We start from the raw sequence: 15,489 nt of genomic DNA, 5'->3' as shown, positions 1-15,489 counted from the left end.
TGGCTGCATCAATCCTGTTGCAGATGCAGCTTGATAATCTTGTCGGCGCGCAGCGCCAGATGACGCAGGCCGGACGGCGGCTCGGCCGGCTCGGCGGCCAGACCGTTGCGCTGGGCAAAGTGCACCGAGTCGCCCCAGCTGTGGTAGCGGATAAAACGATTGACCGAGGCAATGCGGCCTTCCAGACAGGTGGCACACTGGCCGGCACTGTCTTCCAGGCATGGCTTGCCGTCATAAAGGGTGTATTGCTTGCGTACCGAGAGCGGCGTGACCTGCGGCATGATCACATTGGCGCCAAAGCGCAGGCCACGCTCGCGCCCGACCGGATCCAGCGCCTGCAGCGCCGTGGTCGCGGCGATATTCACATCGCCCAGCATCAGTCGCGCCAGACCGATCATCTTGAAGGCCAGATCCAGCCGCGCCTCGACCGGCGCCACCGGCCACTCGGCCGGCATGGCCGCCTGGGCATGCGGGATGTAAGGCCCCATGCCGATCATGTCGATATCCAGCGTCCGGAAAGCCAGCAGATCATCGGCCAGGTCTTCCAGCGTCTGCCCGGGAATGCCGATCATGACCCCGGTGCCGACCTGAAAGCCGACCTCGCGCAGCGTCTTCAGACAGGCACGCCGCGTTTCATAATGTTGGTGAGCCGGATGGATCCGCGCGAACAGCGCGGGCGAGAAGGTTTCCATACGCAGCAGATAACGGTGCGCACCGGCTTCGAACAGGCGCTGATAGTCTTCACGCGACTGTTCGCCGACACACAGGGTAATGCCCACGCCCTCCGGCTGGCGTTCGGAACGCGTGGCCTGCTTGATGGCGCGCACATTGGCCACCAGGCGGTCTACAAAGCGCGCATCGCGCCGCTCACCGGACTGCAGCACCACCGAGCCATAGCCCTTCTCGGCACACCAGCGCGCCGACTCGACAATCTCGTCGTCACTCAGCGTATAGCGATCAACCTGGCGGTTATGCATGCGGATACCGCAGTACAGGCAATCGGAAATGCAGACATTGGAAAACTCGATCAGGCCGCGCAGGCTGACACCGGCCCCCACCTTGTCCAGCAGCATCGCCTCGGCGGCAGCACGCAAGACCTCCAGCGCAGCGTCGTCCTGCATGCCGAGCACCCGGACCAGATTGTCCCGGGTCCAGTCGCCGTGCTCGATGATGCGCGTGATGTCATCCTTCATTGCTGCCACCCTGACCGCCCTTCCCCGTCTGAAAATTGGAAATGCCCGCACAACAAGCGCGACATGTTCGTTTTCGCACACCAATGATCAAATGCAGCCCGATGCGGCCAACACCGCAGGCAACACGGCGCCAGACCGCCAAAAACCAACCCTGACGTGACACCCGCAGAAACCGACAGAGCGCCCGAAGCAGGCGATGACAGGAAGGACGAGACACGCAAGACTGCCGCTGACCCTCACCGGAAGTTCACAAACGAACATTGACGAACAATCCGGCTTGTTGGACTTCATTATCGAACAGCACTTATGGCAACTCTTTGATCCTCGTCATCCCTTGTATGGCAATTCATGACATTTGATGCCGAAATGGAATGGCCCAATACCTGATGGCAGCGTATTCGAACCGCCCTCCAGGCCATATTGCCATTGGAATATAACCACCGGCTAAAACATGAATCCATGCATACAAAGCATCAGCTCAGCAATTGAATTGGGGTAGCCTACTGCCATCGAAAACACGTCATGGTTTGGTGCCTTGCCCTGGGCAAGTCAACCGAACGACCCATCATGATCCAGACCGACAAGCAGACCGCCCGGACCCCTCGTCCGGCACGGCAATACCAGCCGGCGATCCGGCCAGAACAACAACCGCTTTGGCACACCGCCAGCCTGCTGGACAGCGACACCCCGCCGGTGCTGCTGTTCGCCGCACCGGCCATCCGCAAAAGCGAACCCCGCCAGGCCGGACCGCTGCCTGACGTGGCCAACCTCTACAAGCATTCACACATCAATTAACCGGAGATTGAAATGGGTTCCAAATTCCCCTGTGCCGACATCCCGATCGATGCGCAAGTCAAGACACGTCTGACCGAACAGGACGTCCTGGCCGACCCGCTGCTGAACAAGGGCACCGCCTTTACCGAAGCCGAGCGCGACGAACTGGGTCTGCATGGCCTGCTGCCGCCGAACGTGATGACGCTGGAAGAACAGGTGGCTCGCCGCATGGAAGCCCTGCGCGCCCTGCCGACCGATTTCGATCGCTACGTGATGCTGCGCGAACTGCAGGACAGCAATGAAACCCTCTACTACGCGGTCATCACCCAACACATCGAAGAAATGCTGCCGGTCATCTACACCCCGACCGTCGGCGCCGGCTGCCAGCGCTTCAGCCACATCTACCGCAAGCCTCGCGGTCTGTTCCTCAGCTACCCGCACAAGGGCCTGATCCGCAAGATCCTGGCCAATCCGCGCTTCGACAATATCGAAGCCATCGTCGTCACCGACGGCGAACGCATCCTCGGCCTGGGCGACCAGGGCGCGGGCGGCATGGGCATTCCGATCGGCAAGATGGCCCTGTACTCCGCCTGCGGCGGCCTGCACCCGGCCACCACCCTGCCGATCACCCTGGACGTCGGCACCGACAACCAGGAGCTGCTGGCAGATCCGCTGTATATTGGCTGGCGCCACGCCCGCATTCGCGGCGAAGAATATGATGAGTTCGTCGACGAATTCGTCGCCGCCGTCAAGGAACGCTGGCCGCACGTACTGCTGCAGTGGGAAGACTTTGCCAAGAACAACGCCAGTCGCCTGCTGGAGAAGTATCGTGACCAGCTGTGCACCTTCAATGATGACGTACAGGGCACCGCCGCCGTCGCCAGCGGTACCTTGCTGGCCGCCATCAACGTCACCGGCGTCCCGGTGACCGAGCAGCGCGTGGTGATTCTCGGCGGTGGCTCGGCCGGTTGCGGTATCGCCTCGCTGATCCAGAACATCATGGTGGAAGCCGGCCTGAGCGCCGAAGAAGCCGCCAGTCGCTTCTATGTGGTCGGTCGCGCCGGCCTGATGATCGAAGGCAAGACCGACATGGCCAAGCTGGAACCGTTCCAGCGCCGTTATGTGCAAAAAGCCAGCGCCACCGCCGGCTGGGTGTGCGACAACGAACAGCCGTCGATGATGGACGTGATCCGCAACGCCAAGCCGACCGTACTGATCGGCGTCTCCGGCCAGGCCGGTTCGTTCACCGAAGCCATGGTGCGCGAAATGGCCAAGCATGTTGAGCGTCCGGTGATCTTCCCGCTGTCCAACCCGACCGCCAACAGTGAGGCCCGTCCGGAGGACCTGATGACCTGGACCGAAGGCCGCGTCATCATCGGCACCGGCAGCCCCTTCCCGCCGATCGAACGCCATGGCCGCCAGTTCAAGGTCGACCAGACCAACAACTCCTACATCTTCCCGGGTGTGGGTGTGGCCGCCCTGGCACTGAAGATCCCGCGCATCACCGACCAGTTGTTCATGGCCGCTGCCAAGGCACTGGCTGAGCTGTCGCCGGCCCGTCTGGACCCGCAGGCCAACCTGCTGCCGCCGGTTGCCGACCTGCGCAAGGCCGCCCGTGCCGTCGCCCTCGGCGTCGGCAAACAGGCCATCGCCGATGGACAGATCGCTCCGATGAGCGAAGCCGACATGGCCGCCAAGATCGACTGCAAGATGTGGGAACCGGTATACCCGCACGTCTTCCTGGCCAAGTAAGCCGCCAGCGGCAAAGCAAGACAAAAACGCCCCGCCAGAATTGGCGGGGCGTTTTTTCATTAACACAAGCAAACCACATCCGCACATAACGCATTCACGTAGAACGCATTAACGTAGGGTGCATTCGCCGGAGGCAATGCACCGATGCAATGCACCAATGCAATGCACCAATGCAATGCCCCACACCACCAGAAGCACCAAATTTAAACAAACATTGACAAATCAACAAGATAGGAATAATATTTCAACAACTCTTCCTAAGGTGATGAACTTCATCACCTGCCTTGCCTTAACTGCTGCCGTTTAGCTACAGCAATTTCCGCCCAGGTCCACGAAGCCAATCCTGATGTCGCCCAGGCACCTTGCCTGCCCGACAGGTAAATTTTTAGATTGGAAATACCATGCCCAAAGAAGACATGATTGAACTCGAAGGTATTGTCATCGAGATGCTGCCGGAATCACGCTTTCGTGTTCGGCTCGATAATAACGTCGAAATTCTGGCGTATGGCTCGGGAAAAATGAAACTACACCGCATCCGCGTACTGCAGGGCGACCGAGTGACTGTCGAAATGTCACCCTACGACCTCAGCAAAGGGCGAATCAATTTTCGTCACCCGACAGCCAGGCCGGCCCATCAACCGCAAACAAGGCCAAGACACTAAGGTTTCGGCAAACCAGCCCGGTTTCATGAATAAAAAAACCTGCCTTATGGCAGGTTTTTCATTCTGGCAGCACAAATAAAAAAAGCCCCGAACGGGGCTTTTTTTCAGCAAGGCTTACAGCGGCTGAATGGCCGTTGCTGCCGGGCCCTTCTGGCCCATTGCGCGGGTGTAGCTGACTTTCTGACCTTCTTGCAGGGATTTAAAACCATCTGCACGAATTTCAGAAAAATGCGCGAAAAGATCACCGCCGCCATTATCAGGCGTGATGAAACCAAAACCTTTTGCATCATTGAAGAACTTAACGGTACCCGTTTCCATAACCTACTCCTTGAATCAATTTGGATTGCAGAAAAACATGATAATCAAGAGACAGATAAGGAAACGAAGAAGACCTGCTTGGAGGGCTACGAGGTATCGACAGACATGACGCTTGAACATCCTGCTTGCCCTTTGTACGCGACAAAGCCGCGCAGGTCAATCTATTTTTTGGCATGAGGCCCCCAATCCGGGCGCTCGACACCCTTCGATGTGCGCATCATGAAGGACATGGCGCCCGGCGCATACCCCCCCCTGAAATCAGGGTCATGGCCTCATGCCGAACGTAAACGCGCCAACACCAGCGCGACGGCAGGTGACACCTGACGACTGGCGTAATACAGGTGATAGCCGCTAAAACTTGCCGCGCAATCTTCCAGCACCATCTCCAGCCGGCCGCTGGCCAGATGCGGTGCCACTCTGTCTCTGGGCAGCCAGGCCAGCCCCCCGTCATCCAGTGCTGCCTGCAAAGTCATGAGCATATTGCTGAAGACCAACTGCCCGCGCACATTGATCTTGATGTGCTGTCCCTGCTGTTTGAACTCCCAGGGCATCAGACCGCCATGAGTCGGCAGGCGCAGATTGATGCAGTTGTGCTCCAGCAGATCCTGCGGGGCCCGGGGACGGGTGCGCGACTGGAAGTATCCCGGACTACCCACCACGGCCATGTGCAAATCCGGTGACATGCGCACGGCAATCATGTCCTTGGCGAGATCTTCTCCAATTCGCACACCAATATCGTAGCGATTGGCGACAATGTCGGTAAAACGATTGTCGCTGGTGATTTCCACCGAGATATCCGGATATTGCGTCAACCAGTGCGCCAGGCGCGGCCAGATCAGGGCATCCACCGCATGATCGCTGGCCGTGATCCGCACCGTGCCGGCCGGCTTGTCGCGCAGCTCGCTCAGAACGGACAGCTCTTGCTCGATGTCGGCAAAACGCGGCGCCACCGCCAGATACAGGCGCTGCCCGGCCTCTGTGGTCGAGACACTGCGCGTGGTCCGCTGCAACAGCTTGATACCCAGCCGGGTTTCCAGCGTCCGCATGGCATGACTGAGTGCCGACTTGGACACGCCCAGTCGTGCCGCAGCACGGGTAAAACTGCCTGCCTGTACCACCGCCACAAACGTGGCCAGATCATCCATATAGCTCATTGTTGATTAATTCTCACCAGTTCATGCCATTTATTCAGTCTAGTTATACATTCAACCAATGCCTAGACTCCTCCTGTCCATCCGCCAAACAAAAGGAGTCAAAGATGCAATATCGTCAATTAGGCAACAGTGGTCTCAAGGTGTCCGCACTGGGCCTGGGATGCATGGGCATGAGCTCGACCTATGGCCCTGCGGCGGATCGTCAGCAAATGATCAGTCTGCTGCGCAGCGCCGTCGATCGCGGGGTCAACTTCTTTGATACCGCCGAAGTGTATGGCCCTTACGTCAACGAGGAACTGCTGGGCGAAGCCCTGGCCCCCGTGCGCGAGCATGTGGTGATTGCCACCAAATTCGGCTTCGACATCCAGGCCGGATCCGCCTCACTGCAACAGGTCAACAGTCGCCCCGAGCATATCCGCCAGGTGGTGGAACAATCGCTCAAGCGTCTGAATACCGAGGTCATCGACCTGCTCTACCAACATCGGGTAGATCCGCAGGTGCCGATTGAAGACGTCGCCGGTACCGTCCAGCAGCTGATTCAGGCAGGCAAGGTCAAGCATTTCGGACTTTCGGAGGCCGGCGCACAGACCATTCGTCGCGCCCATGCCGTTCAGCCGGTGACCGCACTGCAAAGCGAGTACTCACTGTGGACCCGGGAAATTGAGACAGAGATTCTGCCGACGCTGGAAGCACTGGGTATTGGCCTGGTGCCGTTCAGCCCGCTGGGCCGGGGCTTTCTCAGCGGCAAAATCGACGAAACCACCCAGTTCGCCGCCAACGATTTCAGGGCAAGCAGCCCGCGCTTCACCCCCGAAGCGCGTCAGGCCAATCAGACCATGATCCAGTTGCTGCAAGCGACAGCTCAACAGAAAGGGGCCACACCGGCACAGATCGCCCTGGCCTGGCTGCTGGCACAAAAACCCTGGATCGTACCGATTCCCGGAACACGCCAGTTAACCCGACTGGACGAAAACCTGGCGGCCATCGACCTGGTGCTGACTGACAGCGAGTTGGCGCAGATCACCCAGGCCGCGTCCCGCATCACCATCCAGGGCACCCGCTACCCGGCAGAAATGGAAAAAATGACCGGACTGTAACGCCATCAGACGGGGTCAGGTCTTGTATTTTGCATTCCAATGCAAAATACAAGACCTGACCCCGTCTGGAGCCCTGCTCAACGGGATCGGCAAACCGTTTTGCCTCTTTCACCCCGGCAAGTCGATCGCGCCGTCTGGCAGGAAGCCTTCGAAAATCGGCCGGGACAACAGATAGCCCTGAATCAGTTCAATTCCCAGATCACGCAGGCAGGCCAGCTCCCCCCGGGTCTCCACCCCCTCTGCGATCAGCTTGATACCGAGTTCGGCACAGAGGCCGGCGACGGCACTGACGATGACACGGCGATTCTTGTGCTGGTCAATGCCACGGATCAGCCCCATGTCCAGCTTGATAATGTCCGGCTGGAAATCGGCCAGCAGGTTCAGACCGGCATAACCCGCGCCAAAATCATCGATCGCGGTCAGGAAGCCGATGCGCCGATAGGCGCGAAACACTTCCTCCAGCCACCGGCCATCTTCGATGCGCTCGCCTTCGACCGTTTCAAAAATGATGTTTTCCACCGGAAAGTGGTAAGTCTCAGCCGCCTTGAGGGTGGTACTGATACACACCTCCGGCCGATAGATGGCATTTGGCAGGAAGTTGATGGAAAGCTTGCTCTGCATGCCCAGACTCGCTGCCGTGCGAATGGCCTGCACCCGGCAGGCCTGATCGAACTGATAGCGGTTGGCTGCATTCACCCGCTCCAGCACCGACAGCGCAGACTCCCCCTGGGGGCCACGGACCAGAGCCTCATGGGCAAACACCCGCCTGGCCTGGATATCGATAATGGGCTGAAAGGCAAAGCTGAACGAGAAATCCAGCGCAACGCCATCGCGGCAGATCGAACAAACCGCCTCATCGGCCTGGTGTGCAGCAGGATTCTGATGGCAGGCATGATTCATCTTTCCCCCTCTCCAGACAATGCAACGCCCGTCCGGCACAATGCAGAAATCATAAACCATCAATGATGGCAATCATAGGTAGATGAGAACATCCATTGCCCTTCTGCCCCCCACCACCACTCACCATAAATTTATTTATACCCCAGACTAAATACCCCTATTGGCGTTCATCCGACCATCACGCCTACCATGTGTCCATCCTCTTCGTGCCCCACTCAGCGCACCGATACCAATGGCTGAAGCACGCATCAACACGACACAGGCCGCCTGTCGGCGGCCGCACAACAAAGGAACAATCATGAAAGTCTTGATGGTACTCACCTCGCACGACCAACTGGGCAACACCGGCAAGAAAACCGGCTTCTGGCTGGAAGAATTCGCCGCGCCCTACTACGTCTTCAAGGATGCCGGCGCCGACATCGTGCTGGCCTCGCCGCTCGGCGGCCAGCCGCCGCTCGACCCGAAAAGCGACCTGGCCGAATTCCAGACCGAACTGACCCATCGCTTCAAGGCCGACCCGGCCGCCCAGCAAGCCCTGGCCAACACCGTGCGCCTGGACAGCGTGCAGCAGCAGGACTTCGATACCGTGTTCTACCCGGGCGGCCACGGCCCGCTGTGGGATCTGACCGTCTCGCAGACCTCCATCGACCTGATCGAAGCCTTCGAACGCGCCGGCAAACCGATCGGCTTCGTCTGCCACGCACCGGGTGTACTGCGCCACGTCAAGGCCGCTGACGGCCGCCCGCTGGTCGCCGGCCGTCGCGTCACCGGTTTCACCAATGGCGAAGAAGCCGCGGTCGAACTCACCGACGTCGTGCCGTTCCTGATCGAAGACGAATTCAAGCGTCAACAGGGCATCTACCTGAAGGGTCCGGACTGGGCACCGTTCATCGTCGAAGACGGCAAGCTGATCACCGGCCAGAACCCGGCCAGCTCGGAAGGCGTCGCCCGGGCACTGCTGACCTTCTTCGCCTGACCAGACAACAGGGGGCCTGGCGACAATGCCCCCTTCCCCATTGAATCGATAGAGAGACAGCCATGAGCCACATCCCGACGGCAAGCCCCACTCCCAGCCCGGTCCCTGCACTGCTAAACCAGTTGATTGGCGCATTCTGGGGGGCGAGCGTGCAGCACCAGACCCATCTGGCACAGATCAGCGCCCTGGGGCTGACCAGCCTGAGCATCCAGATGCAGGGGCATATCAGTGACGAGCCCCTGACCCTGAAAGCATTGACAGACCGCTTGCTGGACATCGGCGGCAGTCCGGATTTCACCGTGACACAGCCACGCATTGGCCAGACATTGAGGGAGATTCTGCAAGCGGACCTGCAGATTCAGGAGGCCGGCCTGCCGGTGCTCAATCAGGCCATCGAAACGCTGGCCAAGCTGGGTGACGCCACCACACGCCGTTTGATCGAAGACGTGCTGGCAGGCGAAGAAGCCCATCTTTCCTGGCTGAGAAACGAGATGAGCCTGCTCGATCGCATGGGCGAGGCGCTGTATCTGTCAGTGCGTGTCAATGCCAGCGCTGCTGCCTGAGTATCGGGGCAGCCGAGAGCGGGCGGTACGCTGACGTCACGGGCATTTGAAAACAGCAACAATTATCAAGACAAATGTATGCAATAACCATGTAAAGTAACGCTCTAAAATATTTGAGTGATAAACGCCGAGCCACGAGCTCGACGAGGAGCGTGAAATGCAGGAAAAACCCGCTCGGCCCGGCCTGATGCCGGGCCGTTTGTCGTGCCTGACCAGCCTGGCGCTCAGCATGTTGCTGCTTGGCTGCGCAGTCGGCCCCGACTTCAAGTCGCCCACCGTCAGTACGCCGACCGGCTATCTGCCGGGACAGGCCAAGACCGTCCTGCAGGTCAGCGGCGCCAAAGCGCCTGATGCCGGCCAGGCTGGTGCCAGCCAGTCGGTCAGCAGTGACAAAGACCTGCCCGCCGAATGGTGGTCGTTGTTCCATTCGCCCGAACTCAACGCCATGATTAGCGAGGCCCTGCAGCACAGTCCGACCCTGGCCGCCGCCCAGGCCGCCGTGCGTCAGGCGCAGGAAAATTACAATGCCGAGGCCGGCACGCTGGAATTCCCTACCGTCAATGCCACCGGCAATGCCAGTCGGCAGCGTCAGGTACAAAGCACGCCGCCTGCCAAGGACTTCACCGTTTACAGTGGCGGCTTGAGCGTCTCGTACACCCTGGATGTATTTGGTGGCGGCCGGCGCGAGCTGGAAACCCTGGCGGCACAAGTCGACTATCAGCGTTACCAGCTGGAAGCCGCGCGTCAGACGCTGATCTTCAATGTGGTCAACACCGCCGTCCAGGCTGCGGCACTGCAGGTGCAGCTGGATGCCAGTCGCGCGGCACTGGCCACACAGCTTGCGCAGCTGGAGATCATTGGCAAGCAGAATCAGCTGGGTGCCCAGCCGCTCACCGCGGTGATGAGTCAGCAACAGCTGGTGGCACAAAGTCAGGCGGCCCTGCCGGCGCTGGAAAAATCGCTGGCCCAGACCCGCAATCAGTTGGCCTTCTATCTGGGGCGCTACCCCAATGATCCGGATCTGCCGCAGGTCAACCTCGACACCCTGCGTCTGCCGCAGGCGCTGCCGCTGTCCCTGCCCTCGGCCCTGGTACGGCAACGTCCCGACATCCAGGCCAGCGAAGCCTTGCTGCATCAGGCCAGCGCCCAGGTCGGTGTCGCCACGGCCAATCTGTACCCGCAAATCACGCTGAGCGGCAGCTACACCCGTCAGCGCACAGAGATGGGTGGTGTGAACAGCTATGCCTCGCTGTGGAATCTGGGGGCCGGGCTGGTACTGCCGATCGTCGACGGCGGTGCCTTGCGCGCCAAGCGCCGTGCGGCTGTCGCGGCCTACGACCAGGCGGCGGCGCAATATCAGCAAACCGTCCTCGGGGCCTTCCAGAATGTCGCCAACACCCTGCGCACCATCGAAGCCGACGCCGGCACGCTGGATGCCCAGGCTACGCTGACGGCGCAGAGCCGGCAGCTGCGCGACATCATGCAGCAGCGCTATCGGCTGGGGGCGGTGAGCTACCTCAATGTGCTGGATGCCGAGCGCAGCTACCAGCAGGCGCGCACCAATCTGGCCACGGCCCAGGCGGCACGCTTCAGCGACAGCGCCATGCTGTATATGGCACTGGGTGGTGGCTGGTGGAACCGCACCGGACAAGAACAAGCAGGCAACAGCCAAAAGACGGCTGCTGCCCACAACGATAACAACATTCAATAAAAGGAATCGCAATCATGACCAAACGCATGTTGATCATGCTGGGTGGCGTGCTGCTGCTGATCATTCTGCTGGGCTTCGGCTTCTTCCTGCATATCCGCAGCCTGATGGCCAACGCCCCGAAACCGAGTCCGCAGACCGTCACCTCGACCGTCGTCAAATCGCAGGAATGGCAGCTGCAGCTCAATTCGGTGGGCACGCTGTCGGCCGTCAGCGGCGTCGACATCAGCAGTGAAGTCGCCGGCAAGGTCAAGGCCGTCCACTTCAAGTCGGGTCAGGACGTCAAGGCCGGCGAAGTCCTGCTGGAGCTGAACGCCGACTCCGACATCGCCCAGCTGCACGCGTTGCAGGCCAGCGCCGAGTTGGCTGCCATCACGCTGAAGCGTGACCAGGCGCAACTGGCCGTACAGGGTGTCAGCCAGGCACAGGTAGATAACGATGCGGCCGATCTGCGCGCCAAAACCGCTCAGGTCGAACAACAGGCCGCCCTGGTGGCCAAGAAGGTGATCCGCGCGCCGTTCGCCGGCCGTCTGGGTATCAGCGCCTTCGTGCCGGGTCAGTACGTCAACCCGGGTGACAAGATCGTCACCCTGCAGGAAATCAACCCGATTCACCTGGATTTCTACATCCCGCAAAGCCGGCTGGCTCGCCTGGCCGTGGGGCAGACGGTCACCGCACTGACGGACGCCTTCCCGGGTCAGACCTTCAGCGGTCGCATCAATGCCATCAACCCCAAGGTGGATAACACCACGCGCAACGTCCAGGTCGAGGCACTGATCGACAACCCGCAGCGCAAACTGTTGCCGGGCATGTTTGCCAATGCCCATGTGTCGGTCGGTCAGAAGCAGCGTTACCTGACCCTGCCGCAAACCGCGATCACCTACAACGCCTATGGCTCGACCGTGTATGTGGTGGAAACCACCGACAAGCCGGTCGCCGGCAGCAACCGCATTGTCCACCAGCTCTTCGTCACCACCGGCGAAACCCGTGGCGACCAGGTTGCCGTTCTGTCCGGGCTGAAGGAAGGTCAGGAAGTGGTGACCAGCGGGCAGCTCAAGCTGAAGAATGGTGCCCCGGTGGTGATCGACAACTCGGTTCAGCCGGCCAATGATGCCGCGCCGACGCCGCAGGAACACTGAGACAGGCCATGAAATTTACCGATATTTTCATCCGGCGGCCGGTGCTGGCCACCACCATCAGCCTGTTGCTGGTGGTGCTGGGCCTGCGCTCGCTGTTCAGTCTGCCGGTCGAGCAATACCCGCGGACACAAAACGCGGTGGTGACCATCTCCACCACCTATTACGGTGCCGATGCCAAGACGGTGGCGGGCTTCATCACCCAGCCACTGGAAGCGGCCATCTCCCAGGCTCAGGGGATCGACTATCTGTCGTCCACCAGCAGCAGCGGGGTCTCGACCATTACCGCGACCCTGCGCCTGAACTATGACGGCAACCGGGCGCTGACCGAGATCAACAACCAGGTCAACTCGGTCAAGAACCAGCTGCCGTCGCAGGCACAGCAACCGGTGCTGACGGTACAGAGCGGCCAGACCACCGACGCCATGTACCTCGGCTTCTATAGCAGCACGCTGCCGACCAACAACGTCACCGACTATCTGAACCGGGTGATCAAACCGAAGCTGGATGCCATCGAGGGGATTCAGACGGCAGAAATCCTCGGGGCGCGCCTGTTTGCCCTGCGTGCCTGGCTGGACGCCGACAAGATGGCCGCCCATGGCGTGACCGCTGCCGATGTGTATGCCGCGCTGGGCAGCAACAACTCGCTGGCGGCGGTGGGCAACACCAAGGGTCAGATGGTCTCGATCCCGCTGACGGCGGCGACCGACCTGCATACGGTGGACGAGTTCAAGCACCTGGCCGTCAAGCAGAACGGTGATGCCATCGTGCGGCTGGAAGATGTGGCCAACGTGACGCTGGGCTCGGAAAACTACGACTTCAACGTGGCATTCAGTGGCGAGCGTTCGGTATTCATCGGCATCAAGGTGGCACCGGAAGCCAATATTCTGGATGTCGCCAAGCGGGTACGCACCGCCTTCCCGGAACTGCAGAAACAGCTGCCCTCTGGCCTGACCGGCAAGATCGTTTACGACTCGACCGACTTCATCAACACCTCGATCGACGAGGTAGTGAAGACGCTGGTCGAGGCACTGGTCATCGTGACGGTGGTGATCTTCCTGTTCCTCGGCAGTCTGCGCGCGGTACTGGTGCCGGTCATTGCCATGCCGCTGTCGCTGATCGGCACCTTCTTCATGATGCTGATGCTGGGCTACTCGATCAATCTGCTGACCCTGCTGGCCCTGGTGCTGGCCATCGGCCTGGTGGTCGACGACGCGATTATCGTGGTCGAGAGCGTCGACCGGCACATGCGGGAAGGCATGTCACCGCTGGATGCCGCCATCGATGCTGCGCGCCAGCTGGGCAGCCCGATTCTGGCCATGACCGTGGTGCTGGTGGCCGTCTACGTGCCGATCGGCTTCCAGGGCGGCCTGACCGGGGCACTGTTCACGGAGTTTGCCTTTACCCTGGCGGCTTCCGTCACGGTTTCGGGGGTGGTGGCGCTGACCCTGTCGCCGATGATGTGCTCGCGCTTCTTCAACCATGACCAGGATAGCGGTCGCTTCGTCCAGTGGATCGACCACACCTTTGAACGCCTGCTCAATGGCTACAAGCGCCTGCTGGCCAACCTGCTGTCGAGCTGGCCGGTACTGGTCGTGCTGGGCGGCATCCTGATGCTGCTGTTGCTGGGCATGGCCAAGATGTCGCAGTCCGAACTGGCGCCGGAAGAAGATCAGGGCATCGTGCTGGGTCAGGTGGTCGGGGCGCCGAATGCCACCGCCAACCAGATGCAGACCTATGCCAACCTGATGTTCCAGGCCAGCAAGGCAATGCCGGAATACAAGCAGATGTTCCAGATTACCGGCACGCCGACGGTCAATGCCGGTATCGGTGGTGTCCTGGTGAAAGACTGGGGCGACCGCACGCGCAGTGCGCATCAGATCCAGCTGGATCTGCAGCAGAAGTGGAACAAGATTGCCGGTGCCCGCGTGGCCGCCTTCCAGTTCCCGCCGCTGCCAGGCTCTTCCGGCCTGCCGCTGCAGTTTGTCATCAAGACCACCGAACCGTTCCAGAACCTGAATCAGGTGGCGCAACAGGTGCTCGACAAGGCTCGCAGCTCCGGCAAGTTCTACTTTGCCGACGTCGACCTGAAGGTCGACAAGCCGCAGGCCACGGTGGTAGTGGATCGTGACAAGGTCGCGGCCCTGGGCATGACCCAGCAGGACGTGGGCACGGCCCTCAGTGCGGCGATGGGCGGCGGCTATGTCAATTACTTCGCCATTGACGGCCGCTCGTACAAGGTCATCCCGCAGGTGCAGCAGAAAGATCGCCTGAATCCGGATCAACTGCTGGACTTCTACATCCGCAGCCCGAACGGCGTCATTCCGGTCAGCACCATCGCGCACCTGAAGTACACCGTCGAGCCGGAGTCGATCACCCGCTTCCAGCAGCAGAACTCGGCCACCATTTCCGGCGTGCCGGGTGTGGCGCAGGGTGATGCGCTGCAATTCCTGCGCGATACCGTGCAGGAGATTGCCCCGACCGGTTACAGCGTCGACTATGCCGGCCCGTCGCGGCAGTTCATGCAGGAGTCGGGGGGATTTGTGGTGACCATGCTGTTTGCGGTGATCATCGTGTTCCTGACCCTGGCGGCGCTGTTCGAAAGCTTCCGCGATCCGCTGATCATTCTGGTATCGGTGCCGCTGGCACTGTTCGGGGCGATGATCTTCATCTTCCTCGGCTTCGCTTCGCTCAACATTTATACCGAGGTCGGTCTGGTGACGCTGATGGGTCTGATCAGCAAGCACGGCATTCTGATCGTCGAAGTGGCCAATGAAGAGCGCGCCAAGGGCGTAGGCAAGCTGGAGGCCATCCAGCGTGCCGCCGCCACCCGGTTGCGTCCGATTCTGATGACCACGGCCGCCATGGTGTTCGGTGTCTTCCCGCTGGTGATCGCGTCCGGCGCCGGTGCCGGTGGCCGCCACGCCATCGGTCTGGTGATTTTCACCGGCCTGTCGATCGGCACGCTGTTCACCCTGTTCGTGGTGCCGGCGATGTATATGCTGCTGGCCTCGAACCACAAGGTCGAGCCGGTCTCGGTCAACGACGGCGGCGATATCGCCTGACGTCACCCGATGCCCTCCCCTGAAACCCGATGCTCCGGCATCGGGTTTTTTACGTTTCATGCTGCTTCTTTGCGCAACTTTACCCTTTGGTCACAGACAGTCACGGTTAAAACAATCTTTAACAGACTGATCAGATGGACGGACTGATTCGTCCCTAAGATACGCTCAAGTCGCTGCGCCCCAACGACGAT

13 protein-coding genes are annotated in these 15,489 nt (G+C 60.5%); 9 read left to right on the top strand and 4 right to left on the bottom strand.

What is annotated here, in order from left to right; genetic code table 11:
- Positions 1 to 8: 8 nt before the first annotated feature.
- The gene (hydE, locus tag JNO51_RS06620) at positions 9 to 1,193 is read right to left on the bottom strand and encodes a [FeFe] hydrogenase H-cluster radical SAM maturase HydE (protein WP_215782222.1); all 1,185 of its coding nucleotides are present in this window, start codon (positions 1,191 to 1,193) and stop codon (positions 9 to 11) included.
- Positions 1,194 to 1,715: 522 nt separating this feature from the next.
- Between hydE and JNO51_RS06615 the strand changes: the two genes are divergently transcribed.
- The 3 genes from JNO51_RS06615 to infA all read left to right on the top strand — a co-directional run bounded on the left by JNO51_RS06615 (position 1,716) and on the right by infA (position 4,381).
- Complete coding sequence (locus JNO51_RS06615) at positions 1,716 to 1,988, top strand: hypothetical protein (RefSeq protein WP_215782221.1); 273 nt, start codon at positions 1,716 to 1,718, stop codon at positions 1,986 to 1,988.
- A gap of 12 nt (positions 1,989 to 2,000) precedes the next feature.
- Positions 2,001 to 3,719, top strand: coding sequence for an NAD-dependent malic enzyme (locus JNO51_RS06610; protein ID WP_215782220.1), 1,719 nt, complete (start codon positions 2,001 to 2,003; stop codon positions 3,717 to 3,719).
- Between the two features lie 401 nt (positions 3,720 to 4,120).
- Positions 4,121 to 4,381, top strand: coding sequence for a translation initiation factor IF-1 (gene infA / locus JNO51_RS06605; protein WP_215782219.1), 261 nt, complete (start codon positions 4,121 to 4,123; stop codon positions 4,379 to 4,381).
- A 114-nt stretch (positions 4,382 to 4,495) separates the two neighbouring features.
- Here infA and JNO51_RS06600 read toward each other — a convergent pair whose 3' ends face one another.
- Both JNO51_RS06600 and JNO51_RS06595 read right to left on the bottom strand, forming a co-directional pair.
- Complete coding sequence (locus JNO51_RS06600; RefSeq protein ID WP_215782218.1) at positions 4,496 to 4,699, bottom strand: cold-shock protein; 204 nt, start codon at positions 4,697 to 4,699, stop codon at positions 4,496 to 4,498.
- Positions 4,700 to 4,971: 272 nt separating this feature from the next.
- Positions 4,972 to 5,853, bottom strand: a complete 882-nt coding sequence (locus JNO51_RS06595; protein WP_215782217.1) for a LysR family transcriptional regulator — start codon at positions 5,851 to 5,853, stop codon at positions 4,972 to 4,974.
- Between the two features lie 104 nt (positions 5,854 to 5,957).
- Between JNO51_RS06595 and JNO51_RS06590 the strand changes: the two genes are divergently transcribed.
- Positions 5,958 to 6,950: an aldo/keto reductase gene (locus JNO51_RS06590; RefSeq protein WP_215782216.1), complete on the top strand. Its 993-nt coding sequence runs from the start codon at positions 5,958 to 5,960 to the stop codon at positions 6,948 to 6,950.
- A gap of 108 nt (positions 6,951 to 7,058) precedes the next feature.
- Here the strand turns inward: JNO51_RS06590 and JNO51_RS06585 are convergent, their stop codons facing one another.
- Entirely contained in the window at positions 7,059 to 7,850 is a 792-nt protein-coding gene (locus JNO51_RS06585; protein WP_215782215.1) for an EAL domain-containing protein, read from the bottom strand.
- Between the two features lie 298 nt (positions 7,851 to 8,148).
- On the opposite strand from JNO51_RS06585, the gene JNO51_RS06580 reads away from it, so the two are divergent.
- The 5 genes from JNO51_RS06580 to JNO51_RS06560 all read left to right on the top strand — a co-directional run bounded on the left by JNO51_RS06580 (position 8,149) and on the right by JNO51_RS06560 (position 15,298).
- Positions 8,149 to 8,826, top strand: coding sequence for a type 1 glutamine amidotransferase domain-containing protein (locus JNO51_RS06580; RefSeq protein ID WP_252346206.1), 678 nt, complete (start codon positions 8,149 to 8,151; stop codon positions 8,824 to 8,826).
- 62 nt (positions 8,827 to 8,888) lie between these two features.
- Positions 8,889 to 9,389, top strand: a complete 501-nt coding sequence (locus tag JNO51_RS06575; protein WP_215782214.1) for a bacterioferritin — start codon at positions 8,889 to 8,891, stop codon at positions 9,387 to 9,389.
- A gap of 157 nt (positions 9,390 to 9,546) precedes the next feature.
- Complete coding sequence (locus tag JNO51_RS06570) at positions 9,547 to 11,100, top strand: efflux transporter outer membrane subunit (protein WP_215782213.1); 1,554 nt, start codon at positions 9,547 to 9,549, stop codon at positions 11,098 to 11,100.
- 14 nt (positions 11,101 to 11,114) lie between these two features.
- Positions 11,115 to 12,236, top strand: coding sequence for an efflux RND transporter periplasmic adaptor subunit (locus tag JNO51_RS06565; RefSeq protein WP_215782212.1), 1,122 nt, complete (start codon positions 11,115 to 11,117; stop codon positions 12,234 to 12,236).
- Between the two features lie 8 nt (positions 12,237 to 12,244).
- The gene (locus JNO51_RS06560) at positions 12,245 to 15,298 is read left to right on the top strand and encodes an efflux RND transporter permease subunit (protein ID WP_215782211.1); all 3,054 of its coding nucleotides are present in this window, start codon (positions 12,245 to 12,247) and stop codon (positions 15,296 to 15,298) included.
- Positions 15,299 to 15,489: the final 191 nt, after the last annotated feature.

The sequence above is a fragment of the Paludibacterium sp. B53371 genome, from assembly GCF_018802765.1.
GTDB lineage: Bacteria > Pseudomonadota > Gammaproteobacteria > Burkholderiales > Chromobacteriaceae > Paludibacterium.
This window is presented reverse-complemented; position numbering and strand designations above follow the sequence as displayed.

What these genes read in the sequence shown, in the direction of transcription:
- JNO51_RS06585 (WP_215782215.1), bottom strand. Translation starts at nt 7,850, where the DNA reads ATGAATCATGCCTGCCATCAGAATCCTGCTGCACACCAGGCCGATGAG.
- JNO51_RS06615 (WP_215782221.1), top strand. Translation starts at nt 1,716, where the DNA reads ATGGTTTGGTGCCTTGCCCTGGGCAAGTCAACCGAACGACCCATCATG.
- JNO51_RS06590 (WP_215782216.1), top strand. Translation starts at nt 5,958, where the DNA reads ATGCAATATCGTCAATTAGGCAACAGTGGTCTCAAGGTGTCCGCACTG.
- JNO51_RS06570 (WP_215782213.1), top strand. Translation starts at nt 9,547, where the DNA reads ATGCAGGAAAAACCCGCTCGGCCCGGCCTGATGCCGGGCCGTTTGTCG.
- JNO51_RS06565 (WP_215782212.1), top strand. Translation starts at nt 11,115, where the DNA reads ATGACCAAACGCATGTTGATCATGCTGGGTGGCGTGCTGCTGCTGATC.
- JNO51_RS06575 (WP_215782214.1), top strand. Translation starts at nt 8,889, where the DNA reads ATGAGCCACATCCCGACGGCAAGCCCCACTCCCAGCCCGGTCCCTGCA.
- JNO51_RS06600 (WP_215782218.1), bottom strand. Translation starts at nt 4,699, where the DNA reads ATGGAAACGGGTACCGTTAAGTTCTTCAATGATGCAAAAGGTTTTGGT.
- JNO51_RS06610 (WP_215782220.1), top strand. Translation starts at nt 2,001, where the DNA reads ATGGGTTCCAAATTCCCCTGTGCCGACATCCCGATCGATGCGCAAGTC.
- JNO51_RS06560 (WP_215782211.1), top strand. Translation starts at nt 12,245, where the DNA reads ATGAAATTTACCGATATTTTCATCCGGCGGCCGGTGCTGGCCACCACC.
- hydE (WP_215782222.1), bottom strand. Translation starts at nt 1,193, where the DNA reads ATGAAGGATGACATCACGCGCATCATCGAGCACGGCGACTGGACCCGG.
- infA (WP_215782219.1), top strand. Translation starts at nt 4,121, where the DNA reads ATGCCCAAAGAAGACATGATTGAACTCGAAGGTATTGTCATCGAGATG.
- JNO51_RS06580 (WP_252346206.1), top strand. Translation starts at nt 8,149, where the DNA reads ATGAAAGTCTTGATGGTACTCACCTCGCACGACCAACTGGGCAACACC.
- JNO51_RS06595 (WP_215782217.1), bottom strand. Translation starts at nt 5,853, where the DNA reads ATGAGCTATATGGATGATCTGGCCACGTTTGTGGCGGTGGTACAGGCA.